Source organism: Actinoplanes sp. NPDC026619 (genome assembly GCF_040638295.1).
Taxonomy (GTDB): Bacteria; Actinomycetota; Actinomycetes; order Mycobacteriales; family Micromonosporaceae; genus Actinoplanes.
In genome coordinates, this window is sequence record NZ_JBEZYA010000004.1 from 25113 (window position 1) to 51162 (window position 26050).

General features: G+C 70.5%; 25 protein-coding genes, 1 tRNA gene and 1 pseudogene. 16 read left to right on the top strand and 11 right to left on the bottom strand.

Features of this window, described 5'->3' with window-relative positions:
- The first annotated feature begins 8 nt into the window (after positions 1-8).
- From AB0E90_RS10680 to AB0E90_RS10695, 4 genes are all read left to right on the top strand, one after another.
- On the top strand, positions 9-815 hold the full coding sequence (locus tag AB0E90_RS10680; protein ID WP_360402525.1) for a PH domain-containing protein: 807 nt from the start codon (positions 9-11) through the stop codon (positions 813-815).
- Positions 816-886: 71 nt separating this feature from the next.
- Complete coding sequence (locus AB0E90_RS10685; RefSeq protein ID WP_360402527.1) at positions 887-1741, top strand: PHP domain-containing protein; 855 nt, start codon at positions 887-889, stop codon at positions 1739-1741.
- Between the two features lie 51 nt (positions 1742-1792).
- Positions 1793-2416, top strand: a complete 624-nt coding sequence (locus AB0E90_RS10690; protein ID WP_360402529.1) for a MarC family protein — start codon at positions 1793-1795, stop codon at positions 2414-2416.
- Positions 2417-2503: 87 nt separating this feature from the next.
- Positions 2504-3334, top strand: coding sequence for a PD-(D/E)XK nuclease family protein (locus AB0E90_RS10695; RefSeq protein ID WP_360403312.1), 831 nt, complete (start codon positions 2504-2506; stop codon positions 3332-3334).
- A gap of 74 nt (positions 3335-3408) precedes the next feature.
- Here the strand turns inward: AB0E90_RS10695 and AB0E90_RS10700 are convergent, their stop codons facing one another.
- Positions 3409-4272 carry an oxygenase MpaB family protein gene (locus AB0E90_RS10700; protein WP_360402531.1) on the bottom strand — a complete coding sequence of 288 codons (864 nt, stop codon included), beginning with the start codon at positions 4270-4272 and terminating at the stop codon, positions 3409-3411.
- A 69-nt stretch (positions 4273-4341) separates the two neighbouring features.
- Complete coding sequence (locus AB0E90_RS10705) at positions 4342-4767, bottom strand: Fur family transcriptional regulator (protein WP_360402533.1); 426 nt, start codon at positions 4765-4767, stop codon at positions 4342-4344.
- A gap of 144 nt (positions 4768-4911) precedes the next feature.
- On the opposite strand from AB0E90_RS10705, the gene AB0E90_RS10710 reads away from it, so the two are divergent.
- The gene (locus AB0E90_RS10710) at positions 4912-5373 is read left to right on the top strand and encodes a DUF2231 domain-containing protein (protein WP_360402535.1); all 462 of its coding nucleotides are present in this window, start codon (positions 4912-4914) and stop codon (positions 5371-5373) included.
- 110 nt (positions 5374-5483) lie between these two features.
- On the opposite strand, the gene AB0E90_RS10715 is transcribed toward AB0E90_RS10710, so the two are convergent.
- Positions 5484-5810, bottom strand: coding sequence for a translation initiation factor 2 (locus AB0E90_RS10715; RefSeq protein ID WP_360402537.1), 327 nt, complete (start codon positions 5808-5810; stop codon positions 5484-5486).
- 63 nt (positions 5811-5873) lie between these two features.
- Between AB0E90_RS10715 and AB0E90_RS10720 the strand changes: the two genes are divergently transcribed.
- On the top strand, positions 5874-6053 hold the full coding sequence (locus AB0E90_RS10720) for a hypothetical protein (protein ID WP_360402539.1): 180 nt from the start codon (positions 5874-5876) through the stop codon (positions 6051-6053).
- A 61-nt stretch (positions 6054-6114) separates the two neighbouring features.
- Here AB0E90_RS10720 and AB0E90_RS10725 read toward each other — a convergent pair whose 3' ends face one another.
- Positions 6115-6357 (bottom strand): hypothetical protein, encoded by a 243-nt coding sequence (locus AB0E90_RS10725; RefSeq protein ID WP_360402541.1) that lies wholly within the window; start codon positions 6355-6357, stop codon positions 6115-6117.
- 643 nt (positions 6358-7000) lie between these two features.
- Here AB0E90_RS10725 and AB0E90_RS10730 point away from each other — a divergent pair.
- The gene (locus AB0E90_RS10730; protein ID WP_360403360.1) at positions 7001-7213 is read left to right on the top strand and encodes a hypothetical protein; all 213 of its coding nucleotides are present in this window, start codon (positions 7001-7003) and stop codon (positions 7211-7213) included.
- Between the two features lie 14 nt (positions 7214-7227).
- On the opposite strand, the pseudogene AB0E90_RS10735 reads toward AB0E90_RS10730, so the two are convergent.
- Together AB0E90_RS10735 and AB0E90_RS10740 are read right to left on the bottom strand one after the other, a co-directional pair.
- Positions 7228-7440, bottom strand: a pseudogene (locus AB0E90_RS10735) (FmdB family zinc ribbon protein); the annotation flags it as partial.
- On the bottom strand, positions 7437-8060 hold the full coding sequence (locus AB0E90_RS10740; protein WP_360403314.1) for a 5-formyltetrahydrofolate cyclo-ligase: 624 nt from the start codon (positions 8058-8060) through the stop codon (positions 7437-7439). The gene AB0E90_RS10740 and the pseudogene AB0E90_RS10735, both read right to left, overlap by 4 nt.
- A gap of 81 nt (positions 8061-8141) precedes the next feature.
- On the opposite strand from AB0E90_RS10740, the gene AB0E90_RS10745 reads away from it, so the two are divergent.
- The 6 genes from AB0E90_RS10745 to AB0E90_RS10770 all read left to right on the top strand — a co-directional run bounded on the left by AB0E90_RS10745 (position 8142) and on the right by AB0E90_RS10770 (position 13998).
- A complete protein-coding gene (locus AB0E90_RS10745) occupies positions 8142-10046 on the top strand; it encodes a diguanylate cyclase (RefSeq protein WP_360402543.1) in 1905 nt (634 codons plus the stop codon).
- A 44-nt stretch (positions 10047-10090) separates the two neighbouring features.
- Positions 10091-11035, top strand: a complete 945-nt coding sequence (locus AB0E90_RS10750; RefSeq protein WP_360402545.1) for a UTP--glucose-1-phosphate uridylyltransferase — start codon at positions 10091-10093, stop codon at positions 11033-11035.
- Complete coding sequence (gene glp / locus AB0E90_RS10755; protein WP_360402547.1) at positions 11032-12339, top strand: gephyrin-like molybdotransferase Glp; 1308 nt, start codon at positions 11032-11034, stop codon at positions 12337-12339. Before AB0E90_RS10750 ends, glp begins: the two co-directional genes overlap by 4 nt.
- Complete coding sequence (locus AB0E90_RS10760) at positions 12336-12959, top strand: GNAT family protein (protein ID WP_360402549.1); 624 nt, start codon at positions 12336-12338, stop codon at positions 12957-12959. The genes glp and AB0E90_RS10760 overlap by 4 nt, the downstream gene beginning before the upstream one ends.
- A gap of 144 nt (positions 12960-13103) precedes the next feature.
- Complete coding sequence (locus AB0E90_RS10765; protein WP_360402551.1) at positions 13104-13841, top strand: hypothetical protein; 738 nt, start codon at positions 13104-13106, stop codon at positions 13839-13841.
- 83 nt (positions 13842-13924) lie between these two features.
- Positions 13925-13998 (top strand) — tRNA-Ala (locus tag AB0E90_RS10770).
- A 191-nt stretch (positions 13999-14189) separates the two neighbouring features.
- Here the strand turns inward: AB0E90_RS10770 and AB0E90_RS10775 are convergent.
- On the bottom strand, positions 14190-15047 hold the full coding sequence (locus AB0E90_RS10775) for a hypothetical protein (protein WP_360402552.1): 858 nt from the start codon (positions 15045-15047) through the stop codon (positions 14190-14192).
- Positions 15048-15225: 178 nt separating this feature from the next.
- Between AB0E90_RS10775 and AB0E90_RS10780 the strand changes: the two genes are divergently transcribed.
- Positions 15226-16824, top strand: coding sequence for a polysaccharide lyase family 1 protein (locus AB0E90_RS10780; protein WP_360402554.1), 1599 nt, complete (start codon positions 15226-15228; stop codon positions 16822-16824).
- Between the two features lie 182 nt (positions 16825-17006).
- Positions 17007-18251 carry a GAF domain-containing sensor histidine kinase gene (locus AB0E90_RS10785; RefSeq protein WP_360402556.1) on the top strand — a complete coding sequence of 415 codons (1245 nt, stop codon included), beginning with the start codon at positions 17007-17009 and terminating at the stop codon, positions 18249-18251.
- A gap of 82 nt (positions 18252-18333) precedes the next feature.
- On the opposite strand, the gene AB0E90_RS10790 is transcribed toward AB0E90_RS10785, so the two are convergent.
- The 3 genes from AB0E90_RS10790 to AB0E90_RS10800 all read right to left on the bottom strand — a co-directional run bounded on the left by AB0E90_RS10790 (position 18334) and on the right by AB0E90_RS10800 (position 23389).
- Positions 18334-20694 carry a bifunctional polysaccharide deacetylase/glycosyltransferase family 2 protein gene (locus tag AB0E90_RS10790; RefSeq protein WP_360402558.1) on the bottom strand — a complete coding sequence of 787 codons (2361 nt, stop codon included), beginning with the start codon at positions 20692-20694 and terminating at the stop codon, positions 18334-18336.
- Entirely contained in the window at positions 20691-21482 is a 792-nt protein-coding gene (locus AB0E90_RS10795) for a hypothetical protein (protein ID WP_360402560.1), read from the bottom strand. Before AB0E90_RS10795 ends, AB0E90_RS10790 begins: the two co-directional genes overlap by 4 nt.
- Before the next feature lie 473 nt (positions 21483-21955).
- Entirely contained in the window at positions 21956-23389 is a 1434-nt protein-coding gene (locus AB0E90_RS10800) for a glycosyltransferase family 39 protein (protein ID WP_360402562.1), read from the bottom strand.
- A 195-nt stretch (positions 23390-23584) separates the two neighbouring features.
- Here AB0E90_RS10800 and rsmI point away from each other — a divergent pair, with 195 nt between their 5' ends.
- Positions 23585-24430, top strand: coding sequence for a 16S rRNA (cytidine(1402)-2'-O)-methyltransferase (gene rsmI, locus AB0E90_RS10805; RefSeq protein WP_360402564.1), 846 nt, complete (start codon positions 23585-23587; stop codon positions 24428-24430).
- Between the two features lie 81 nt (positions 24431-24511).
- Here the strand turns inward: rsmI and AB0E90_RS10810 are convergent, their stop codons facing one another.
- Complete coding sequence (locus AB0E90_RS10810) at positions 24512-25960, bottom strand: hypothetical protein (protein WP_360402566.1); 1449 nt, start codon at positions 25958-25960, stop codon at positions 24512-24514.
- Between the last annotated feature and the right edge of the window lie 90 nt (positions 25961-26050).

Below are 26050 nucleotides of genomic sequence, written 5' to 3' on the forward strand. Positions count from 1 at the left end.
ATCACTACATGGGTGGTCCTGCTGAGCCGCACGAGCCTCGAGGCGAGGACGACGAAAACTTCGGTTTCCGTTACGAGGACGACGTCGATCCTGAGTACGCCAGGCGGCGTGCCTATTCGGACGGTCCCGGCTTCTCGCCGGACGCCGGTTATTCGCCGGACGCCGGCTATGCCGATCCGGGCGAGTACGAGCCGCCCATCATCACCGAGGAAGAGCTAGCCGGTCTGGGCCCCGAGGGCGGTGGAGGCGGACCCCGCCGCGTGCTTCCCCTCGAGGACGAGCCGACCACTCTGGTCGCGCGCTACCTCTTCCCGACCGAGCGATATCGCGGCGAGTGGAAGCGACACTGGATCCATCTCTCCACCCCGCTCGCCGTCGGCGCCGGCGCGACCCTCCTGCTCGGATACCTGGCCGGCTTTCTGACCCGGCAGAATGTCGACGGCCTGGTCACCGTGGCGGTGCTGATCTGGCTGGGCGTCATCGGCTGGGTGGCATGGAAAGTCTTCGACTGGTATTTCGACCGGTTCATCCTGACCAACAAGCGGGTCATGGTCGTCAACGGCATCATCACCCGCCGGGTCGCCATGATGCCCCTGCTGCGGGTGACCGACATGAAATACGAGCAGTCCGCCCTCGGCCGCATGCTCAGCTACGGCACGTTCGTCCTCGAGTCGGCCGGCCAGGACCAGGCGCTGCGCGAGGTCAAGCACCTGCCCAACCCCAACGAGCTCTACCTGAGAGTCGTCGAGGAGATGTACGAGCCGCAGGCCGTCGAGGCCCGTCTCGGCAAGGACGGCGACGGCGACGACGCCTGACGATCTTGTTGTGACGAAGGGATCTGGGTTCCGCCCGGTCGCGCCTTGTGCGCGGCCGGTAGCGTTTTCGGGTGACCAGAATCGACCTGCACTGCCATTCGACCGCGAGCGACGGCACGCTCACCCCCGCGCAACTGGTCACCGCGGGTGCGGCCGCCGGCCTCGACGTCATGGCGATCACCGATCACGACACCACCGGTGGCTGGGCCGCCGCTGCCGAGGCACGGCCGGGGGGGCTGACCCTGGTCCGCGGCGCCGAGCTCTCCTGCCGGTGGTACGGCGGCGAGGAATACCCGATCGCCCTGCACCTGCTCGCCTATCTCTTCGACCCGGCCGAGCCTCGGTTCGCCGCCGACCTGGCCGCCCTGCGCACCGATCGGGAGCAGCGCGCCGAGAAGATCGTGTCGAAGCTGCGTGCCGACGGCGTGCCGATCACCTGGGACGAGGTCTACGGCTACGCGGCCGGGGGTTCGGTCGGGCGGCCGCACATCGCCCAGGCGCTGATCCGGGCCGGCCTGGTGCGGACGACGAACGAGGCCTTCGCCTCACGCTGGCTGGGAGCGCGTTACTTCGTACCCAAGTCTGATCTTGATGTTTTTGAAGGGGTGCGTGCCGTGCGGGCGGCCGGTGGGGTTGCGGTGTTCGCGCATCCCCGGGCCACCGTGCGCGGTCGGGTGGTGCCGGACCGGCTGATCGCCGAGCTGGCCGACGCCGGCCTCTTCGGACTGGAGGCGGACCACGAGGACCACTCGCCGGAGGAGCGGGCGCACGTGCGGTCGCTGGCCGAAAGCCTGGGCCTGGTGGTCACCGGATCCTCCGATTTTCACGGTACGCACAAGACGGTCCGGCTCGGCGCGTTCACCACCGCTCCTGAGGCGTACGAGAAAATCGTGTCCGCCGCGACCGGAGTTCCGGTCCTGGGGTGACGCTCGACGCACCGGCCTGCGCGAGCGGGCCCGGGCCCCTACCTTGATCGGGTGAATCTGAAGTTCCTCGGTGAGGTCTACGTGACCCTGCTGGTCATCGTCGACCCGCCCGGCATGGTCCCGGTCTTCCTGGCCCTGACCGGCGCCATGCCGCCCCGGCAGCGAATGAAGGCCGGCACCCAGGCCGTGCTGCTCGCCCTCGGGGTGATCGTCGGCTTCGCGGTGGCCGGCCAGACGCTGCTCGACTACCTGCACGTCCAGCTCCCCGCGCTGCAGGGCGCCGGCGGTCTGCTGCTCGTCCTGGTCGCGCTCCAACTGCTCACCGGCAAGACCGACGAGGCCGAACAGCAGGGCCAGACCACCAACGTCGCCCTGGTCCCGATCGGTACGCCGTTGCTGGCCGGCCCGGGCGCGATCGTCGCCACCATGCTGTTCGTGCGCCGGGCCGACGGCGTCGCCGAGTACGCGGTGATCGGCATCGGCATCGTGCTCGTCATGCTCACCGTCTGGCTGGTCCTGCGCTTCTCCGGGGGAATCGTCAAGCTGCTGCGCCCGGCCGGCATCGAGGTGCTGACCCGCATCGCCGGCCTGTTGCTGGCCGCCATCGCCGTGCAGTTGATCGCCGACGCGATCGACTCATTCGTGAAGCTCTACGCCGCCGCGTTCCCGGCCTGAAATTTTGTCGGAGGGGGCTGGCAGGATTACCGCGTGGCTTCCACCAGACCCCGCACCGCGGTGCCCGAGCAGCTCGGCTTCGACGGCATGCCCGAGCGGCTGTTCGTCTGCACGCCGAGCAAGCTCGGCAGTTATGCCGACTGTCCCCGGCGCTACCGCTATTCCTACGTCGACCGCCCCACCCCGCCCAAGGGCCCGCCCTGGGCGCACAACTCGCTGGGCGCGAGCGTCCACACCGCGATGAAAAACTGGTTCGCCCTGCCGCTCGACCGGCGGGCGCCCGGTGCGCTGCCGACCCTGCTCAAGTCGACCTGGGTGCGCGAGGGTTATCGCGACGTCGACCAGGAGCGGCTCGCCTACCAGCAGGCGCTGCACTGGCTTGAGGCCTACGTGGCGACCCTCGACCCGCAGGAGGAGCCGCTCGGCGTCGAGCGGGTGGTGGCCACCAAGACGGCGGTGCTGGCGTTCAACGGTCGCGCCGACCGCATCGACGCCCGCGTCGGCGACAACGGGGCCGAGGCGGTCATCGTCGACTACAAGACCGGCCGGTCCGGCCTCGACTCCGGCGACGCCCGCGGCTCGATGGCGCTGGCACTCTACGCGTGGGCGGCCCAGCGCGTGTTCCGCCGCCCGTGTTATCGGGTGGAGCTGCACCACCTGCCGACCGGCACGGTGGCGGCCCACGATCACACCGAGGAGTCGCTGGCCCGGCAGGTCCGCCGCGCGGAAGACACCGCCCGCGACATCATGGCCGCCGAGAAGGCGGTTGCCGCCGGCGCCGACCCCGACGCAGAGTTCCCGACCAACCCGGGCTCGCTGTGCAGTTGGTGCGATTTCCGCAAGACCTGCCCGGCGGGCGCCGGAGTCCCGGCCAAGGACCAATGGGCGGCGGTGGAGCACCTGGGCGCGGCGTCCTGACGCCGCTGGGGCCGGGTCTCTGACGCCGTGGGGCGGCTTTCTGACACCGCCGGGGTGGCTGGGCGGCTTACTGATCAGGAGACGGCTGCCTCGGCTGCTCGGGCCAGGGCAGCCTCGCGGATGGGGGCCACGCGCAGGCTGCGCGGGATCGTGGCCAGCACCGTGGAGAGCAGGAAACGCAGGCCGCGGGCCGACAGGTCAGCGGTCAGGTCGGTGGTGGGCAGGCCGAAACCGCCGTAGAGGCGGCGGGCCCACGGCGGGAGCAGCGCCATCGCGGTGGCGGCGATGCCGAAATAGGCCCAACGGGTCGGCCCGAGCGTCAGGCCCAGCCGGAAGGCTCGGCCGCCCCAGCTCTCCGGCACCGACGGCACGGTCAGGAAGAGGGCGGTCTCGAGGCCGTCCCGGCTCAGCGCGAGCGTCGGCAGCATCTCGTCGTAGTAGGCGGAGACCTCGTCGGCGGTGGCCGGCACGGTGGCCGGGTCGAGGCCCATCAGCTCGGCCGCTCTCAGCTGCTCGGTGTAATAGCCGTCGATCTCGTCCGGGGTGAGGCGGACGCCGGCCCGGACCGCGGTGGAGAGGAACGACTCGACCTCGGCCACATGCACCCAGCGCAGCAGGTCGGGCTCGTCGATGCGGAAACGCTCACCGGTGCGCGGGTCGGCCGCGGTCATCCGGGCGTGCATGCGGCGCACCCGCAGCGAGGCCGCCTCGGCTTCCTCGGTGGTGCCCCAGACGACCGTGCCGACGTAGGCGGACGTGCGGGTGAGCCGGCCCCACGGATCGGCGCGGTAGCGGGAGTTCTGCGCGACGGCAGTCACCGCGCGCGGGTGCAGCGCCTGAAGGTAGAGGGAGCGGAGTCCGCCCAGCAGAAGGATCGGTTCCTGATGCAGTTTCCAGGTGACCGAGCCCGGTCCGAACAGCCCGACGTCGCCAGTCATGCGATCCAGACTGCCACGGAAAGCGGCGAAAGTTGAACCTGTTCAGAAACGGCCCCCGTCGGGGGAAACTCAGTCGGCCCGGCGTCGCGCCTGGCAGGCCGGGCAAAGGCCCCAGAACGTGACCTCGGCCTCGTCGACCTCGAAGCCGTGCTGGCTGCCCGGAGTGAGACAGGGCCGCTCGCCGACCGCGCAGTCGACGTCGGCGATGGCGCCGCAGCCGCGGCAGACGATGTGGTGATGGTTGTCGCCGGCCCGGGCCTCGAAGCGGGCCGGGCTGCCGGCCGGTTCGAGGCGGCGGGCCAGGCCGGCCCGGGACAGGGCGCCGAGCACGTCGTAGACGGCCTGGGTGGAGACCGAGTCGAGCCGGTCGCGGACCTGACGGGCGATTTCGTCGACCTCGAGGTGGCCACCCTCGGCGAGAACTTCCAGCACGGCGAGACGCGGCCGGGTGACCCGCAGGCCGTGTTCGCGTAGCAGTTCTTCACCGGTGGACATTCGTCCATGACAACACGCTCGAGCGGAAACCCCAACAGGCAGGCGATGAACCAGATCGGGCGTACGGGCGTAAGCGCACACAGCGGATGCTTGCGCCGTCACATACTTCTAAGCTGACGGTCGGTTCATGATCGAGGAGGCGCTTTGTTCGACCAGGTAAACGGCCTGCCGGTACACGCATTGGTGCTGCATGCGGCGGTCGTCTTCGTTCCGCTGCTGGCCCTCGGCGCCATCGTGTACGCGCTGGTCGCCAAATGGCGCCCGAAGATCGAGTGGGCGGTCGTGGCGCTTGCCGTCGTCGCGCCGATCACCACGTTCGTCACCCGGGAATCCGGCGAGAAGCTGTTCGACCGGCTGGCCGCTCAGGGCATGAAGGCCGGCCAGAATCTCAACGACCACATGCACTTCGGCAGCGTGACGTTCTGGTTCACGCTGGCGCTCGGCGTCGTCACCCTGGCTCAGGTGGTCCTCGTCCGGCGCGGCGCGCTCCCGAAGATCGTCGAGTGGGTCTTGTCCGCAGTGATGATCGTGCTGGCAGTGATCGCCGTCTACTACGTCTACCGCACCGGCGACTCCGGCGCGCACGCCGTGTGGGGCCAGTCTTAGCCCCGAGCCCGGCGCGCACCTCGGTGCCCGCCCGGCCGGTGTCGCGCCGGCCGCGCGGGTGCCGACCGGGGGCGCGCTGAGCGGTGGCGCGCCCGGTTGGCGGCGCGCGGTCAGAAAATGGCTCGGGCGCAGAGCAGGCACATGAGGATGACGGCGATCGCGCCGGCGACCAGGCCCACGCCGTAGGTCACCGTGCGGGCCGAGCCCTCGGCCTCGTCCATCGCGTCCATGTCCTGCGACGGCAGCGCGCGCGGCGGTGGCGGCTGAGCAATCGTCGGCGGCCGCCACGCCGCCACCGGTGGCGGCGCCTTGGGCGGCCCCGGATAGGCGTGCTCGTTCCTTGTCGTGGGCGCCGGAGGCGGGGCGGGCTGGGCGGACGACGGGTCCGGGCGCTGCCAGTACGCGTCGTCGTCCGGGACGCCGGTGGGGGAGCTCACGTTCACCGACGGTACAGCCGAAGGGGGAAGACGTCCGCAGCGGCGCGGCCTACCCTCGTAGCCGTGGACATTCTGGATGAGCCCGAGCGCGATAACGACGCTGAGCGCGAGGTCGATTTCGAGTCGGAGGAGGTCGCGATCCTGCCCGACCAGACTCGTGACGACACCGAGCTCGGCTGGGGTGAGCGCGGCGACAACAACGACGACCGGCTCCTGGAAGACCGCCCGCCCCACTGGGGCTGAGCCGCTGGACTGAGTCTGAGCCGCTGGGCTGAGTCTGAGCCGCTGGGCTGAGCCGCTGGGCTCAGTCGGGGCGGATCAGGATGGCGAAGCCGTGGCTGGATTTGGCCAGGGCCTGCTCGGCGTCGGCGCGGCCCAGCGCCAGCAGCAGGCTGCCGGTCGACGGGTCGCCGCTGACCTCGAGCACCAGCGCTGCCGTCGCCACCGGCGAGCCGGCGCCGCCGTTCTCGCCCACGCTGAGCAGGTCGACGCGGTCGCCTGGGCGCACGACGCCGAGCGCGGCCGGATCGGCCAATCGGATCGGCACACCGACGCTGCCTGACGGCACTGCCGGGCCCGCAGGCCCGGCCGGCTCCGGCCGGCCAGCCGGAGCCGCCAGGCCCGCCGAGACTGCCGGATCGACCGAGGATGCCGGATCGGCCGGGGCAATCGGTGACGGGCTGCCCCTCGGGGGCGTCGCGGCCGCACTTCGCGGGGGATCGGCCGCGACGCCGGCCCGAGGGTCCGCGCAGGAACGCGCGGGTGACCACGACACCGCGGCGGCGGTGACCAGCAGGGCCGCGACCGCTACGAGGCGTAGGAGCGTGCCGCGGGTCGGCTGGTGCCAGCGCACGGGATCGAGGCGCCCATCGCCACTTTCGTGGCCGGCCGTCCCGTGTGCCTTGGGCTGAGCTGACCCATAGCGGGCCGTACGGGGTCTGCTCATGTCCGTGCCCTCCCTCGCCGAGGCGCCGTGGTCGTTGGCGCCGCGGCAGACGTTAGGCGGGGCGGAGGATCGCTCGCTGGGGCGCTGTGGACAACCCCGAACTGTGGATAACTCCCACGGCCGCCCCGATCTTGATATGCGGAGAGCGCCACGTCACCCGAGCGGGCCGGACACGAACAAGCGCGCCAGGCCGGGTGGCCTGGCGCGCTGTAAGAGGTGCTGAAATCAGGAAGTTGATGCGGCCTTGGCACCGCTCGACGACGAGCCGTTCGACGAAGACGACGAGGACGACGCCGAAGAGGACGACGAGGACGACGACGGCGCGGAGCTGCTCGACGACGACTTGTCCGAGCTCGACGACGAGGACGAGGACGACGAGTCCGACTTCGTCGAGGAGTCGCCGGTGGTGGCCGGCTTCTCGGGGCTCACGGCGCCGGCGCGGGAGTCGTTGCGGTAGAAGCCGGAGCCCTTGAAGACGATGCCGACCGAGTTGAACACCTTGCGGAGCTTGCCGCTGCAGTTCGGGCACTCGGTCAGCGCCGGGTCGGAGAACGACTGGACCGCCTCGAGCTGGTGACCGCACTCGGTGCAGGCGTACTGATAAGTGGGCACGGCTCCTCCGGAAAAGGTCGGCTGCTGGCACTCGCCAACTCCGAGTGCCAATGTTGCGCCATCGGAGGTCATTTCGTCCACTCGGCGGCCGGATTGAGCGTGAAGCAGCCGCTGGGTGTGATCACCGCGTCCACCGGCTGGTCGTGCGGTTCGGCCGGCACCGCGTCGACGAGTTCGCCGTCGTGAAGCAGTGCCACGACCGGCGGGCGACCCGGCTCGGTCAGGCGGGCCAGGGCGCGGTCGTAGGAGCCGCCGCCCTTGCCGAGGCGCATCCCGCGGCGATCAACGGCCAGGGCCGGCACCAGTACAAGAGAGGCCGTGGCGATTGCGTGCACGCCCAGGCGAGGGCCGGACGGTTCGCGCAAGCCGCGGGGGCCGGGTGCGAGGGATGACGGGCCGTCATAGTGAACCCAGTCGAGATCACCGTCGGTCAGGAGCACCGGCAGGAGTACGCGGGCGTGCGTGGCGAGGACTGCGGGGAGATCGCCGCCGGGCTCGGTGCCGATCGGGACATACGCGGCGATAGTGGACGGGTGCTCACGGCGTACGCAAGCCAGAATTTGATCTTGAAGTTGGTGGTCGGCAGCCAGGCGGGCGGAAGATGGCCGGGCGCGGCGTGCTGTAATCAACTGACTCCGCAGCGCGATCTTGGCTGCTGGAGATCCTTCTCCGTCACCGGTTAAATCGGACATGCAACACCCCCTTTCGAAAAGCGGCAAACGGGGCACACTATGTCAGCATCGCCCCAAAGAGGACCACTCCCGGGAGGATGCGTGACGCTGCGCGGCCGGCTGACCACCGCGTTCCTGGTGGTGGTTTTCGGCCCGGTCCTGCTCGGGTCCATCTTCGTCGCGATGACCGTCAGCACGGTCAGCGCCGACCGCGCGGCCGAACGACTCGATCATGCCGTGACCACGGTCCGCACCGGCATCGGAGCGATCTGCCGGCAGCTGCAGGCCTCCGCCGACGCGGTCGCGGTGGTGCCCGCCGCCGAGCGCGAGGCCGTCGCCCGCCAGCTCGTCGTGCGTGGCCTGGCCAGCGACATCCGGGTCACCGAGGTCGCCGCGGCGATGCCGCTCAGCGCGGCCGAGACGACCACCGGGGACTGCGCGCGCCCGACCGGAGAACAGGCCACCGCCGTCTCCGCCACCGCCGTCGCCGGTTCGGCCGAGGTGATCGCGGTGCAGACGGTCGACGGCGACTTTCTCGCTCGCCTCGCCGCCACCAGCGGCGCGCGCATTACCTTCGGCGCCGAGCAGCGACCGGAAAGCCGCACGCTGAGCGCGGAGCCGGGCCAGCCGCTGCCCCTCACGCTGAGCGTGCACAAGAGCAATCCCACTTTCCTGTACGGCGTTCTCCTCGCCGTCGTGCTCGTCGCCGGCCTCGCCGCGATCCTGGTGGCGCGCTGGCTGGCCGCCTCCACCACCCGTCCGCTCGGCGACCTCGCGCGCGCCGCCGACCGGGTGGCCGGCGGCGACCTGGACACCCGGGTGCCGATCGTGCGCCCGGACGAGCTGGGCCGGCTCGCCGCCGCCTTCAACCGGATGACCCGCGAGCTCAAGGCGTATGTGCAGGCGCTCACCGCCAGCCGGGACCAGTTGCGCGGCCACCTGGCGATCCTCGGCGAGACGCTGTCCAGCACCCACGACGTCGACCGGATCCTCCAGGTGATCCTGCGGACCGCGCTCGCCGCCACCGGCGCCCGGGCCGGCGTGGTGCTGCTGATCGACGCGACCGGGGAACAGCTGATGGCGCGCTGCGCGCTCGGCCTGACCGGCAGCTGGGATGCGGCCGAGCTGCCCTCGCTGCGGGTCGGCTCGGGGGTCCTCGGCGGCGTGGCCGCGGCCGGCGAGGCCCGGCGGGGGCACGGCGAGGTGGGCTCGGTCGAGCCACCATGCCGTACGTACGTGGCCGTGCCGATCCGGTCGCCCGCCCCGGCCGATGACCCGTTCGCCCTGGACGACGGGGGGCCGGCCACGCTCGGTGTGCTGGCGCTCTACGACCGGGTCGGCGCCGACGACTTCGACGACTCCGACCTGCAGACCCTGCGCACCTTCGCCGGTCAGGCCGGGATTGCCGTGCACAACGTCCGGGTACACGAGGAGGCCCAGCGACTCTCGCTCACCGACCCGCTGACCGGCCTGTGGAATTACCGTTACTTGCGGGAGTCGTTGCGCCGGGAGGTGGAGCGGGCCAGCCGCTTCGGCCGGATGCTCGCCGTGCTCGTGCTCGACCTCGACCACTTCAAGGCGGTCAACGACACGTACGGGCACGCGGCCGGGGACGCGGTGCTCGCCGAGTTCGCCCGGCGCATCCGGGTCGGGTTGCGGGAGGTGGACGTGGCGTTCCGCCAGGGCGGGGAGGAGTTCGTGGTGCTGTTGCCGGAGACCGACGCGTACGGCGGGGCGATCGTGGCCGAGCGTCTCGGCGCGGCCGTGCGGGCCCGGCCGATGCCGATCGAGGGCCTCGGCGGCATCTCCGTGACCGTCTCGATCGGCGTAGCGGTCTTCCCCGAGCACGGCGCCGACGCGCAACGGGTGCTCCGGGCCGCCGATAACGCTCTGTACGCAGCAAAGAATGCGGGGCGTGACACCTACCGCCTCGCCGATGCGAAATTTGATCCCGCGCCCACCGCCACCGGTGGGCCGCAGCCGCCGCGCCAAGCTCGCGGCCGATAGTCTCGCTGAATACCCGGGCACGATCTAGCGAAGGTGTGACCTCGATGACCACGAACGCGCATGCGACCGGCCGCCGGGCGGTCAAGGCCGTCATTCCCGCGGCCGGGCTGGCCACCAGGTTCCTCCCAGCCACCAAGGCTGTGCCGAAGGAGCTCCTGCCGGTCGTCGACCGGCCCGTCCTGCAGTACATCGTCGAGGAAGCGGCCGCGGCCGGCATCACCGACGTGCTGCTCGTGACCGGCCGCGGCAAGACCTCCATGGTGGACCACTTCGACCGCCGGCCCGACGTCGAGCAGCGCCTCGAGGAGAAGGGCGACCTGGAGCGTCTCGCCCAGGTGCGCCGCACCAGCGAGCTCGCCGACATCTACACCTGCCGCCAGGGTGAGCCGCTCGGCCTCGGCCACGCGGTCGGCTGCGCCGCCTCGCACGTCGGCGACAACCCGTTCGCGGTGCTGCTCGGCGACGAGTTCGTCGAGCAGGACAAGCCGCTGCTGCCGGCCATGCTCGACCTGCAGGCGCGTACGGGCGGGATCGTGCTCGCCTTCATGGAGGTCAAGCCCTCCGAAACATCCAGGTACGGCATCGCCTCGGTGGAGCCGTCCGACCTCGGCGAGGACATCGTCAAGGTGACCGGGCTGGTCGAGAAGCCGTCGCCCGAGGAAGCGCCCAGCAACCTGGCCGTGCTCGGCCGCTACATCCTGCCCGGCTCCGTCTTCGACGCGATCGCCAACACCAAGCCCGGCAACGGCGGCGAGATCCAGCTCACCGACGCGATGTTCCAGCTGCTCCAGGACGGTGTGCCGGTGCACGGCATCATCTACCGGGGCCACCGTTACGACACCGGCATGCCGCTCGGTTACCTGCAGGCCGTGGTTCAGCTGGCCAGCGAGCGCGCGGACATCGGCGAGGAGTTCCGGACCTGGCTGGCCGAGTTCGTCGCCGGGGGTTCTGCCGCCGGAGGTTCTGCCGTCGGCGGTTCGAAGGGATGACGGCAACGGCCGATGCCGAGGCGGCCGCCAACGAGCTGATGCCTCTCGCCGAATACCTGGGCAGCGTGCTGCGCAGGTTGCGGGCGCTGCCTCCGCTCGACCTCGACCTGACGCAGGCTCACGGCAACGTCCTGGCCGGCGACGTGCTCGCCCCGCACCCGTACCCGGCCTTCGACCAGGCCGCCATCGACGGATACGCGGCCCGGTGGGAAGACCTCGCGTCGGCCGGCCGGGTCGGCGCGCACCCGTCGTCGTTCGGCAAGGTCGACGGCCGGCCGGTTCGCCTCAACGTCGTCGGCGACCTCGGCGCGGCCAGCTGGCGCCCGGTCCGGCTCACCCCCGGCACCTGCTTCTCGGTGGCGGCCGGCGCGCCGCTGCCGATCGGCGCCGACGTGGTCGTGCCGGTGCACTGGACCGACCAGGGCATGGCCGCCGTCGAGATCCTGCACGCGCCGAAACGCGGCTCCGGCGTCCGGCGGGCCGGCGAGGAGATCGCGGCCGGCCAGGTGCTCGCGTCCACCGGCACATACGTGACGCCGGCCATGGTGGCCACCTTCGCCGCCTCCGGGATCGGGCACGTGATGGTGCGGCCCAGCCCGCGCGTCGTCGTGGTCGCCACCGGTGACGAGCTCGTCGACGTCGGCCGGCCCAGCCAGCCCGGGCAGGTCGTCGACGCCAACTCGCACGCCCTCACCGCCGCCGCGGTCGAGGCGGGCGCCCTGGCCTATCGGATCGGCATCTGCGACGACGACCCGGAAGGCCTGCGCGGCCTGCTCGAGGACCAGACGCTGCGGGCCGACCTGATCATCACGACCGGCGGCACCGGCACCGGACCCGGCGACATGCTGCGCCGCGTCCTGTCCCGCCGTGACCCCGGCCGGGGCGTCGTCGAGTTCACCGACGTGGCCCTCTGCCCCGGCGCCACCCTCGGCTTCGGCACCGTCGGCGGCGAGGAGGTGCCGGTCGTCTGCCTGCCCGGCGAGCCCGGCGCCGCCCTGATCGGCTTCGAGGTGCTCGCCCGGCCGGTCATCCAGCTGCTCGCCGGCGCCGAGCCGGTGTTCCGCCCCAGCGTCAAGGCGCACCTGCTGGAGACCGTCTCGTCCCCCGGCGGCCTGCGCGAGTTCCGGCCGGCACATGTGGCCGAGCGACGCGGCGGCGGCTACACCGTGCAACCACTCGCCGGTGGGCCTTACACTCTCTCCGGCCTGGCCGAGGCCAACGGCTTGCTGGTCCTCGGCGAACGGGTCACCACGGCGGCCGCCGGCTCGACCGTGGACGTCCTGTTGCTCGACCGGAGGCGATGATGCTCGTGGGGGCGGTTCCCGGATGGCCCGCCGTCCTGGCGGACGGTCCGATCCTGCTGCGGCCCTACAAGCGGGGCGACGGCCGGGCCTGGTCCGAAGTGCGGATCGCCAACCAGAAGTGGCTCGCCCCCTGGGAATCGGCGCCGCCCGGCCCGTGGTCCGAGATGAACTCGGTGCGCGCCTACCACTACGTCTACCAGGACATGAAGCGTGCGGCCCGGCGCGGTGAGAGCATGCCGTTCGCGGTCTGCCTGGACGGCCAGCTCGTCGGGCACCTCAACCTGGGCAATATCGTCCGGCGGGCGTTCAGCTCGGCGTACGCGGGTTACTGGGTCGACGCCCGGGTCGCCGGCCGGGGTGTCATCCCCACCGCGCTGGCCCTCGCCGTCGACCACGCCTTCGGCCCCGGCGGCCTGCACCGCATCGAGGTCAACATCCGCCCGGAAAACGTCCCGTCCCGCCGCGTCGTCGAGAAGCTCGGCTTCCGCGAAGAGGCGTACCACCAGCGCTACATGCACATCGACGGCGGCTGGCGTGACCATCTTGGATATGCCCTGACCAGCGAGGAAATTGCCGCCGAGGGCGGCCTGCTGGCCCGCTGGCGACGCGTACGCGCCTGATCGCCGATCTTCACAGCTTCAACTGACCGGCGCGGCGCACGCATTTCCGCAGCTCCCGCCCGTAGCCTCGGGTGGATTGGGACTTGCGGTCCGCCTCCGGGGGAGTGTAAAGCGGACCGCCCGTAGCTGACGGGAGGGGTGAGGGTGCCGACCTCGGTGCTCCTCGCCGTCCTCGCCGCGGCCGGACTGCTCGCACTCGCACCGGCACTCGTCCGCCGGTACGACGCGACCGAGCGTCTCGCCGCGGAGCGGGCGTCGTCGACGGCGCGGGTGCTGCAGCGCCGCCGCCGTCTCCGAACCGTGCCCGGACGACGACCGATCAACCCCGCCCGGGCCGTTACGGTTACGGTTCCGGCCCCGGCTTCTGAATCTTCGAAGCCCCAGCGCCGGCTGCGCCTGGTCACCGGCAAGCGCCCGGTCCGCCGCCCACCGCCGCGCCGGCACACCCCCGCGGTCATCCGCCGGCGCCGCGTTTTCGCGGCGCTGCTGCTTCTCAACGTCATCGAGCTGGTCGGCGTGGTCGCTGTCGGGCCCGGCTTCTGGATCGGCTTCGCGGCCACCGGCACGCTGCTCGCGCTCTACCTGGTGCACCTGCGCAACCGGGCGATCACCGACCGCCGTCGCCGGCGCGAGGAAGCCCGGGAAGCGGCCTGGCTGGCGGCCCGGCAGGCGGAGGTCCGCCGCGAGCAGGCCCGGCGGGCCGCGGCACGGCGCGAGGCACAGAAGCGCCTGGCGGCGCAGAAGGAGGCGGTACGCCGGGCGGCGATGGGCCTGGACCGCGATCCGGACGACCTGCCGGCGACGGGCTCGGTCTCGTATCGCCGAGCCGGCGGCCTGCGCGGCCGAGCGTACGAGGCGGGCGGCCGGCACCACACCGCGTGACTCGTGGTGGGTCGGTTCGCGACCCAGTAGGTCGACCTGTTAGCCTTGCTGCTGTTCGGCGGACGAAGTCCGACGGGTGGTAAGGGGCTGTGGCGCAGTCTGGTAGCGCACCTCGTTCGCATCGAGGGGGTCTGGGGTTCAAATCCCCACAGCTCCACACAAACTTGTAACGCCGTGTGTCCGCAGAAAGCGCGGACCCGCGGCGTTTGTCATTTCTGCTCCGGGGGCCGAGCCCCCGGAAGCCCCGCGATGGTTGTGCGGCTTGCGGCTTGCGGCTTCTTGCGCCTACTCCGTCCGTGGTGAGGTCGGCGTGGCGGGGAGCCGGGTCGGCTCCCCGCGGTGGGTCGCTTAGGCCGACTCCGTTGGGGTTGGTGACGTGGTGCCGGACGGGGGCGGGCCGCTTGGCGGGGGGCCACCTGGGCCGCCGGGGCCGCCCATGCCGCCGTCGGGGGCGCCGACTGCGGTGTCGGAGAGGTCCATGCCGATGGCGAAGCAGGCCGACCAGCCTTGGCCCTGGCGGGTGGGCTGCAGGAGCATCTGGTCGCCGACGGTGTTGTAGATGCCGTCGGTCGCGTTCGTGGTGTCGGGGGTGCCCTTCGCCGCGTACGGGTCGGTGGCCAGGAACGCGGCGTTGAACTCCTCGGTGAAGAACAACTGCGAGGTGAACTCGTACGGGTTCCCGTCGGTGCCGGTGGTTCGCACCTTGAGGTGGATGTGCACCGTGCGGCCCTGGTACCAGCCGGGCAGCACGGTGATGAACCGGACCTTCCCGTGGCGATCGCTCACCTGGTAGCCGCGCAGGAAGGTCTTGCCGACCGAGTCGTTCGCCGCCTCGTCGGAGTAGACCCCGGTCGCGTCGCAGTGCCAGATGTCCACCTGGGCGTCGGCGAGCGGCGCGCAGACCCCCTCGGTGATCTGCAGGATGCTCAGGTCCAGGGTGAGCTTGGTGCCGGCCGACACCGAGCCGTCCGAGGTGTCGATCCGGATGTCGGAGCGGTTCAGGCCCTCGTCGACGAAGTAGGGGCCCTCGGTCATCTCCGGCTTGGCCACGCAGTCGATGGTGGTTACCGGCGGACGGGCCGCGGCCTGGGCGGTGGCCCCCGCGCCCGCGGCCACGGCCAGGCCGGCGCCGGTGGCCAGGCTCAGGGTGACCAGTGCTTGCCTTCGGCTGAGCAGCCGGCCGACGGGTTCGTCGTCGTCATGCATCAGATTTCTCCTCTGTGGATGTCCAGGGATAGACGCCGGTAAATCTGTCAATGGAACCTGTCCGCAAGCTGTGGATGTGACGGCGGTCACAAAAGCAACCTTTCTCGGGGGCAAGGACCACCCACCACGACGTCCTTCGGCAAGCGCTTACCGCTCCCCCCTAGAGCAAGGAATCCCCGTGCAGAAGAGAAAGATCGTCCTCACGGCCGGCGTGGCCGCCGTCGTGGTCGGACTCGGCAGCCTGGCCACCGTGTCGTGGGCCGACGCCGATGCGGCCTCGGCCACCGGTTTCGCCGACAACTTCGAGGACGGCAACACCGCCGGCTGGAGCAAGTCGGGCGGCACCTGGTCGGTGGTCAGTGCCGGTTCACAGGTGTTGAAGCAGGCCAAGACCGGCGCCACCCTGGCCCGGGAGTTCGCCGGGCTGACCGACTGGACCGACTACACCGTGTCGGCCAAGGTCGAGCCGCTGTCGGTCGCCTCCGACGGGTACGCCGCCATCGTGGCCCGCTCGACCAGTGCGACCAGCTACTACCGCCTCGCGCTGACCGGGGCGAACAAGGTACGGCTCGAATCGGTCAAGTCCGGAACCGCGACGGTGCTGTCCGAAGCCGCGCTGACGGTGAGCGCCGGCACCTCGTACACCATCGGTCTGGCTGTTGACGGAAGCTCTTTGATCGGGTCGGTCAATGGGGCGCCGGTCGTCAGTGGGACGGCCACCGCCTTTGCGAAGGGGCGGATCGGGCTTCAGACGTACGATGCGACGGCGCAGTTCGACGATGTGAGCGTGACCGTCGGCAGCAGCTCGACCCCGACGACCTCGCCCACGGCGAGTCCGACGGCGAGTCCGACCGCGAGCCCGACCGTGGCCCCGACGACTGCCGCGCCCAGTGGCAGCTTCGAGACCAGCCCGATCGGCTTCGGCGCCGGGACGACCGGTGGCGCCGGCGGCACGACCGTGAAGATCACGTCGCTGGCCCAGCTGGTCGAGGAGGCCGCCTCGGACGGGCCGAAGATCCTGCAGCTCTCGACCGTGATCCAGGGCGGTGGCGATGACCAGGTCGTCGTCTCGTCGAACAAGACGATCGTGGGCACCACCGCGAACGCGGGCCTGACCGGCGGCGGCTTCTTCATCAAGAAGGCCAGCAACGTCATCATCCGGAACCTGAAGATCTCGTTCGCGCAGGCGCCGACCGACCTGATCGCGGCGCAGGTGTCCGACCACATCTGGATCGACCACAACGAGCTCTTCAACGACACCAGTCACGACAAGGACTTCTACGACGGCATGGTGGACCTCACGCACGCCACCGACTTCGTGACCGTGTCGTGGAACTACCTGCACGACCACTTCAAGGGCTCGCTGGTCGGGCACAGCGACAGCAACGCGGCCGAGGACACCGGGCACCTGCGGGTGACCTACAGCCACAACTGGTTCGACAACGTGGCGTCCCGCCTGCCGCGCATGCGGTTCGGCACCGCGCACATCTACGACAACCTGTTCAGCAACGCCTCGACCAGCGGCATCCACTGCCTGATGTCGGCGCAGTGCCTGGTGCAGAACAACGTGTTCGTCAACGTGAAGCTGCCGGTCTGGACCACCGAGGATTCCGATGAGGACGGATTCGCGAACATCAGCGGCAACGACTTCGGTGGCGAGGAGCCGGTGATCACGCAGACCGGGTCGTTCACGACTCCGCCGTACTCGTTCCCGCTTGGCGCGACCGCCGACGTCTCCGCCCTGGTGAAGGCAGGCGCCGGGGTCGGCAAGATCTAGAAAGAAAGATGGGGCGCGGGCCGGATGGCCCGCGCCCACATCAACAGCATCAACGTGTCGGATGTTGCGCCTGATATCTGGTGAAGTGGTGTTCTCCCAGGCAAGAACGTTGGCCTTCAAGGGAAAAGTCGGATTCGCTACTTTTGGGTGGTATCTCTTGAGCGAAGCCTCGGAGGTGTCCCATGCAAGCTCCCCTGCCCGACAACGAAACCGACCGCCTGGCCGCCCTCTACTCGCTCGACATCCTCGACAGCGGCCCGGAGCAGGATTTCGACGACATCGTGCAGCTCGCATCGAACGTGTGCGAGACGCCGATGTCGCTGGTCACCCTGGTCGACACGGACCGGCAATGGTTCAAGGCGCGGGTCGGTGCGGATCTCACCGAGACGTCTCGTGACCTCTCCTTCTGCGCGCACGCGATCCTCGGCCGGGATCTGCTGGTGGTGCCGGACGCGACCAAGGACGCCCGGTTCGCCGACAACCCGTGCGTCGACATGGAGGGCGGCATCCGGTTCTACGCCGGGTCGCCGCTGGTCACCACGGACGGGTACGCGCTCGGCACGCTCTGCGTGGTCGACAAGGAGCCGCGCAGCCTGGACATCGAGCAGCTCCAGGCGCTGCGGGCGCTGGCCCGGCAGGTCACCTCACAGATGGAGCTGCGCCGGCACGCGATCGCGCTGGCCAACACCACCGCCCGGCTGCAGGAGCTGGAGCGGCGCAAGGACGACCTCGCCGAGCTGGTCGGCGGTGACCTGCGGGCGCCGTTGCGGCTGATGTCGACGTACCTGGAGAAGCTCGGCACCACCGGCTATCACGACGTCGACATGGCCGAGCTGGTCGGCCGGGCCACATCCGGGCACATCCGGGGCTTCCTCGACCTGCTGCACCACCTGACCACCATGGCGGAAGCCGGTTTCGGCAGCGAGAGCCTGCACATGCGGCAGATCGACCTGACCCGGGTCACCCAGCGGGCGGTCGAGGCGGTGCGGCCGATCGCGACCACCAAGCAGATCTGGATCCTCAACCAGGCCGGCGGTCCGGCGCTGCCGATCATCGCCGACCCGGTGCGTCTCGAGCAGGTGCTCACCCACCTGCTGTTCGCGGCGGTGAAGTACACCCCGACCGGCGGCCGGGTGCGCGTCGGCACCGAGATCGAGTCGGGCCCGACCGTCCGTCTCGACGACATGGACATGCCCGACGGCATTCGGCCCGACCTGTTCCCGCACCTCTACTACGGCGCGATCTCGAACTCGTCGGAGATCTCCGGCCCGGACCGCGGTCTCGCGGTGGCGAAGAAGATCCTGGACGCGCATCACGCCACGGTGGCGCTCTCCGACCGGCCGGGCGACGGCACCTCGCTGCACGTCATGTTCCCGTTCGCCCAGGCGCAGACGACGGAGCAGATCGCCGAGCTGATCGCGGCTTAGCTCACCGCGCCGAGAGGCGTGGCTTAGCGAACCGGCCCGCGCCCCGACCGGCTGCAGTTCGGGCGGGGCACGGGCCGGCGCATCACCCGGTGTAGACCGGGCCGGATCCGCCACCCGGGGGCGAGCCGGCTGACGGTAGGTCCTCGGGATCGCGGGTCTGGCTGGGCACCGCCGGCCGGGCCACCGCGCGGCCCGCCGCCGGATGATCGAGCGGCCGCGCCGCATCGTGTGTGGACGGCACCGTGTCGAGCGGTGGCGCGACCGGCGCCTGCGGCATGTCCAGCATCTCCGAGCGCTGCACCAGGCCGGCCCGGTGCAGCTTGTGCCAGCGCAGCCGGCCGCCGGTCATGGCGGTGGTGAACGACTGCATCAGCACCAGGTACATCAGCTGCCGGTAGGCGAACTGCTGGAGCGGCAGCCGCCACAGCGGCACCATCGACTCCCGGTCGAAGCGGAACGCCACCGCCGCGGTGAACAGCTGCAGCATGAGCATGCCGAACCAGGCGATCAGGGTCTCCTGCAGCTCCCAGAAGACCAGGCCGTAGAGCAGCATGATGTCGACGACCGGGGCGAGCATCGGCAGCGCCACCCCGAACAGCGCCAGGAACGGCAGCCCCACCCGGCCGAAGCGACCGGACGGGCCGGAGTCCCGCAGCGCCCGGCGGTGCTTCCACATCGCCTGCATGGTGCCGTAGCTCCACCGGTAGCGCTGCCGGTACAACTGCTCGAGCGTGGTCGGCGCTTCGGTCCAGGCCTTGGCCCGCTCCTCGTAGACCACCCGCCACCCGGCCCGGCAGAGCGCCATCGTGACGTCGGTGTCCTCGGCCAGCGTCTCGTCGCTGATCCCGCCGACCTGGGCGAGCGCCTCCCGGCGGAACGCGCCGATCGCGCCCGGCACGGTCGGCATGCAGTTGAGCACCTCGTACAGGCGGCGATCGAGGTTGAATCCGATCACGTACTCGATGTGCTGCCAGGCGGCGACCATCTTCTCCCGGTTGCCGACCTTGACGTTGCCGGCGACCGCGCCGACGGTGGGGTCGGCGAACGCCTGCACCAGGTTCCGGATTGAGTCCTTCTCGAAGATCGTGTCGCCGTCCACGGTGACGATCAGGTCGTGCTTGGCCAGCGCGATGCCGGTGTTCAGGGCGTTCGACTTGCCGCCGTTGGGCACCCGGACCACGCGCACGCCGGGCATCCCCATCCGTTCCACGATCGCAGCGGTGCCGTCGGTCGACCCGTCGTCGACCACCACCACCTCGATCGTCGGATAGTCGCCGCCGGCCAGCGAGCGCACGGCCGCCTCGATGCCCTCTTTCTCGTTGTAGGCCGGCACGATCACCGACACCGGGTCGGTCACCGGCGGACCCCAGCTCCAGTCCGGCTTGCGGCGTTGCCGGGCGTGCCGGGTGGCGAGCAGCAGAAGCAGCAGGGTACGGCCGATGGTGAGGAACCCGACCACCAGGAACAGTCCCGCGATCAGCCAGAGCATCCCGTCGGCGGCCCGGACCGTCCAGATCACCGCGGAGCCGCGCCAGACGTCGGCGGTCGGCGCCTCGGGGTTCTCCGGCAGCGCCGGCACAGCCTTCTTGCTCACCGCGATGCTCTGGTTCAGGCCCTCGGTCACGGTGGTGAAGCGGTAGCCGCGCTCCTTCATCTTCGGGATGAACCGGCGCAGCGCGGCCACGGTCTGCGCGCGGTCGCCGCCGGCGTCGTGGAAGAGGACGACCGCCGAGGTGTCGCCGGCCGGGGTCGCGTTGCGTTCGATCTGCGCCACGCCGGGCAGCTGCCAGTCCTCGCTGTCCAGGTCGTTGACGACGACCAGGTAGCCCTCCTGGCCGGCGTCCTTGACCAGCTTCCAGTTCGTGTCGTCGATCGCGTTGGCCTTCGACGAGTACGGGAAGCGGGCCAGGTTGGTGTGCACGCCGGTGGCCCGGGCGATCGCCACCTGGGTCTGGGACAGCTCGAGGGTGCGCCGCCAGGGCGCGAGCAATTGCAGGTTCGGGTGGGTGAACGTGTGCAGGCCGAGCTCGTTGCCGCCGTCGGTGATCTTCTTGGTGAGCGCCGGGTGCCGGGCCACCTCGGAGCCGACGACGAAGAACGTGCCGTGCGCGTCGTTCTCCTTCAGCACGTCGAGGATCTTCGGGGTCCACGTCGGATCGGGACCGTCATCGAAGGTGAGCGCGATGGTGTGCTCCGGCATCCGGCTGCTGCTCTCCTGGCCGCCGGTGGTGTTGATGATCGGTCCGCCCCCGCGGATCGCCAGCGGCACGCCGTCCTGGTCGCCCACCTCGGTCTCGACGTGGTCGGCCTTGAACTCGGAGTTGATGTAGGCCTGCACGACCAGGACTCCGACGAAGAGGACGAGCAGCAGCGAGCCGATCAGCACGCGAGGCTTCGGCAGCAGACGGCGGCGAACCGGGCCGCGGGGGCGGACCGGGCTCATGCCTCGGCCTCGGCCTCGGGCACCGGGCTGCTGGCGGTCTTGGTCGGTTCAGCCGTCGCCGGCGCGATCTTGGACGGTTCCGGCTTCGTGGTCTCGACGGTCTGCGGCGTCTCGGTCTCGGGCGCCTTGGTCGCGGCGGGCGGGGCCACCGCCGAGGACGGCGCGGACGTCGGGGCCTCTGACTCCACCGATCCACCGCCCTGGCCGCCGGTGCCCGTCGACGGCACGGCCACCGGCGGGACCGGTGCCACGACCACCGGCGGCGCCGAGCTCGGCGGTGTGCTGGTCGGCCCGGTCGACGCCGGTGTCGTGGTCGACTCGGTCGGCTTCGTGGTGGTCACCTTCGGCGTCGGCGTGGTCGGCTTCTTGGCCGGCGCCGGCTTCGTCGTGACCTTGGTCGACTCGAGGCGGGGCGAGACCGTGCGCGGTGCCGAGGTGCGGCGCACCGAATCGGCCAGGAACACCGGGGTCGGTTTCTTGGACGGGGTCGGCGCCGGGGTGGGGCTCGGCTTGGGCGTCGGCTTGTCGTCGTTGTCCGACTCGGGCTCGAGGCCGGGCAGCGGCAGCACGGCGCTGGATCGCACCGGTCCGCCGGCCAGGCTGACGCTGATCAGGCCGCCGTAGAGCATGACCAGCGCACCGAACGCGTACGCCAAGCGCCGCAGCAGTCGGCTGCGGCGCCCAGTGCTGTCCACGAACACCGGCGCCGGCGCCGCCACGGAGATCACCTCGGTGTCGGGAATGTCGGCCACAGCGATTTGCGGGTTTTCTGGTTCCTGCGAAGTCACGCGGCGAGCTTAAGAACATCCACAGAGATCTTGTGAGCACTCACTCGGCTGGGTGACGGATGATCGCCGCCACTAAATCAACCGAAATGATGAGTGCAAGCGTTTGACCAGATGGGTGCCGCTGTGTGCCACCGAATGGGTGACCGCGCTGAGCAGGAAGAGAATGGTCAGCACGAGGAGGTTACGTCAATTAGGCGAACATTTACGTGTCGTATCAACGACACTTTCCCCGGCAATTCCGCGAATGGAATTCACGTGGCGTAAAGCCCGACTAATACAACATTGCACCTTATGTCCGATGTGGCAATCAGCCTTGATCGAAATTTGAAACTTCGGAGGCGAGCCGTTGTGTCCGACATCGGAGGTCGTTAAGCTTCATCTTGCGCGCCCCTATCGCCCGCTTCCCCCGTGGCAGGCGATCGGGGCGCGCCCTATTCTGTGCCAGCCTTTTGGGGAGCCCTCCGCTAGCTCCTTCAAATCCAGCGGCCGCCCAGCCACATCCGAGACGACCAGCTGTCGTAGGTCATCAGCTGCGCCACGAAGATCGGATGGAAGTAGGCAAAGCAGAGCGCCACCAGGATCACGTAGGCGCCGGCGACCACCGTGCCGATCATCTGCCGGTCGGATCTGGCCTTGCCCGTCACGATGCCGGACGGTGGCGTCATGATCGCCCCGAGCACGTAGACGACCGCCAGGATCAGGAACGGCAGCGCGGGCAGCAGGTAGAACGAGAACATCGTGCGGCCGTCCTTGACCGCGTAGTAGAACCACGGCAGCATCCCAGCCGCCGTCGGCACGAGGATCGCCCAGGCCCGCCAGTCACGCCGCGAGATGCCGAACCAGACCAGCGCGAACAGCGCCGGCAGGAACGACCACCACAGCACCGGGGTGCCCAGCAGCAGGATCTCCCGGGCGCAGCTGGGCGTGCCGCAGTTGCCGCCGTTGTTCCAGTAGAACGCGACCGGCCGGCCCAGCAGCAGCCACTGCCACGGCCACGACTGGTAGACGTGCCGCTCGGTCAGGCCGCTGTGAAACTTGTACGCCTCTTCGTGGTAGTGCATCAGGTTGAGCAGCGCGCCCAGGATCGGCGGCTCGCTCAGCCCGTTCGCCTGGCGGTAGTGCCGGAAGTAGCCGGTGTTCGTGACAAACCAGCCGGTCCAGGTGGCCAGGTAGAAGATGATGCTGAGCGCAAAGCTGAGGACCAGCCAGCCCAGGTCGCTGAAGACGCCGCCGACGAACGGCTGGCGGATGCCGGCCGACCGGCGCGCCTGCACCCGCCACACCCACACCAGAACGGCGAGGAACGGCGCGAAGAACAGCGCGCTCCACTTGACGCCGCAGGCCAGCCCGAACAGCGCGCCCGACGTGAGCAGCCACCACGGCACCACCCGGGGGATCCGCGGGGTGGTTTCCGGGTCGTACCCGCCCTCCAGCGCGCGCAGCAGCCGGCGCCGGTAATGATCGCGGTCGAGCACCATCGCGGCGAAGGTGAGCAGCACGAAGAAGCCGAGGAAGATGTCGAGCAGTGAGGTGCGCGACAGCACCAGCTGGAAACCGTCGAGTGCCATCAGCAGACCGGCCGTGCCGGCCAGCAGCACCGAGTGGAACAGCCGGTAGGCGACCCGGATCAGGACCAGGATCATCAGCGTGCCGCAGACCGCGGCGGTGAAGCGCCAGCCCAGCTCGTGGTTGCCGAAGATCTTCTCGCCGAGCGCGATCATCCATTTGCCGAGCGGCGGATGCACCACATACGCCGGGCCGTTGCTCTTCTCGTCCCACTCGACGCCGTGCTGGAGCATGTCCCAGGCGTCGGTCGGGTAATAGACCTCGTCGAAAATGTAACCCTTCGGGCTGCTCAGACCCTGGAATCGCAGAATGCCGGCGATCACCGTCACGACGGCGGTCACGATCCACGAATGCGGGTTCAGCCAGTTTTCCAGGGTCGATAACCGACGTCGGACGATCTCGGGAACGCCGCGGGCGTCGGTGGGCTCCGCTGCCGCAGGCGGCTCCGGAGTGAGTTCAGTCTCAGCTGTCGCCGTCGTCACTCCGCGATCCTAGGACGTCGGCCTCAAAAGCGGTGCATGTGATGCACTGTCGCGGTGACTGCTGACGAGAAGGGTCGCGTCGTTCTGGTCGGCGCCCCGCTGGGCAACATCGGCGATGCCTCCACCCGGCTGCGCGAAGTGCTGGCGAAAGCGGACGTGGTCGCGGCCGAGGACACCCGGCGACTGGCCCGGCTGGCCCGCGATCTGGGCGTGACGGTCACCGGACGGGTGGTGTCCTATTTCGAGGGCAACGACGAACGGCGTACCCCCGAGCTTGTCGAGGCCCTGGCCGGCGGTGCGACCGTCGCGGTGGTCACCGACGGCGGCATGCCGAGCGTCTCCGACCCCGGCTACCGGCTGGTCAAGGCCGCGCTCGACGCCGGCTTCCCGGTCACCGCGGCGCCCGGCCCGAGCGCGGTGACCACCGCCCTTGCGGTGTCCGGGCTGCCCAGCGACCGCTTCGTCTTCGAGGGCTTCCTCCCGCGTACCGGATCGCATCGCCGCTCGCGCCTGCGCGACCTGATCGCCGAGCCCCGCACCCTGGTGTTCTTCGAGGCGCCGCACCGCATCGCGGACACCCTCGCCGACCTGGCGGCGGCGTTCGGCGCGGACCGCCCGGCCGCCGTCTGCCGGGAGCTGACCAAGACTTACGAGGAGATCCGCCGGGGCACGCTCACCGAACTGGCCGCCTGGGCCACGGAAAACGCCCCCCGCGGCGAGATCACGCTGGTCGTGGCGGGCGCGCCGGCCGGGCCGCCGGAGCGGCCCGCCGACGACGAACTGCGCGAGGCGGTGGCCGAGCGGGAGAAGACCGGCACGTCCCGCCGGGACGCGATCCAGGCGGTGGCCGACGAGTACGGCCTGAAAAAACGCGATGTCTACAGCTTGGTGCACCGCTGACGCTTCTTCAGATGTACGCCGTCGGCCGCGGCCGTGGCGCACAGTGCGACTCGACCCCGGCCCTCGGGCCGCTCGGCCGACTCAGAACGCCCCGATCAGGAAGCCGAGCAGCAACAGCAGAGGCCCGCCCAGACTCGCCAGCACGGCGCCACGCCGGGCGCGCCCGGTCTCCAGCCGCCGGGCGCCGGTCACCCCCGCGATCACGTAACCGCACAGCAGCACCAGCGCGAACCCGAGCAGCCAGCGCAACTGCAGCAGCGGGCTGGTGTCGCCGAGGTACGAGCGCGGGCTGTCCGGGCTGACCATCCGGGCCGGGTTGACCGTGCCCGGCACCCGCTGACCCGGTCCGACCCCGAGCAGCGTCACCTTGCTGATCGTGAAACTCCCGTCGGCCGCCGAGAACCGGCCGGTGCAGTGCTGGGTCACACCGGAGCTGGTGCAGTGCGTGGTCGTCGCGTACCCGCGGTCGCCGTGCCCCATGGCCAGCCAGAACGGCTCGGCGCTGACCCAGGAGAAGAACGCGGCGAGCAGGCCGAGCGCGATCAGTGAGGACAGCGCGGCGACCGGGGGCTTGCGCTGGTCCGACCGGCGGCCACGGCGACCGGCGGCGTGGGCCGGCCGGTCGTCCGCCGGCTCCTCGAGCAACTGCTCGTGGTTGTGCTGCCAGAACGGCGAGTTCTCCAGCCGCTCCAGGCGGGCGTCGACCTCGGGGGATCCGGTCGGCGGCGGCAGCGGCTCGGTCGGGCGGTGCGTGCCGCCGCGACGGCTCTGCCGGGCGAGGCCGGGCAGTGGGCGTTCGACCGGCGCGGTGGGCTCGAGCGGAACGGTGGGACGGTTCCGCATGCTCGGTTCGGGCAGCACCATGACGTCCGGCTCGGTGTCGGGCAGGACGCCGAGCTCGGCCTTCATCTCGGCGACCACCTCGGGCGCGGTCTGCGGCGCCTTCCCGGGCGTCTCCACAGCCTGTGCTGCCGGGATCTCCACAGCCTGTGCTGCCGGGATCTCCACAGCCTGTGCTGCCGGGATCTCTTCGGCCTCGGCTACCGGGATTGCCTCCGCCGCCGGGATCTCGGTGATCGCCGGTTCCGGGGCCGTCACCGGCTCGGGCGACAGGACGGCCGACTTGTCGTCGGCGGCCACGGTCGCGGCGGTGTGCTTGGCGACGTGCCCGGACGGCGGTCGCAGCGGGTCGTAGCGGTACGCGTCGGCGTCGTCGTGGTGGCGTTCCACGATCGGCGGCTCGATGAGCTGCACGGCCGCGTCGCGAACGCCGGCGGCGTGGGCCTCGGCGGCCTCGCCGACGCGCTCGACCGGGGCCGGTGGCAGCAGCGTGCCGGTGCCACCCTGCGGCGCGGCCTCGGCGACCGGCTGGGCCGCCCGGCGGCGGGAGCTCCGGGGCCGGCTGGTGGGCGGGTCGGTGGCGGTTCGTTCGGTCTCCGTGCCCCACCAGGATGTGCCGGGGTCGGAGAACGACCACGGGTTGCCTTCGTTGGGGGGCTTCTCCCCAGGCTGCGGCGTATCTCCGATCATCCGCCCATTGGACTACGCGGCCGACCAAACGAGCATGCACCAAAGGGGCGTGTCGTGATTTATGCGTATCTCGCGGAGGGCGGAACCAAT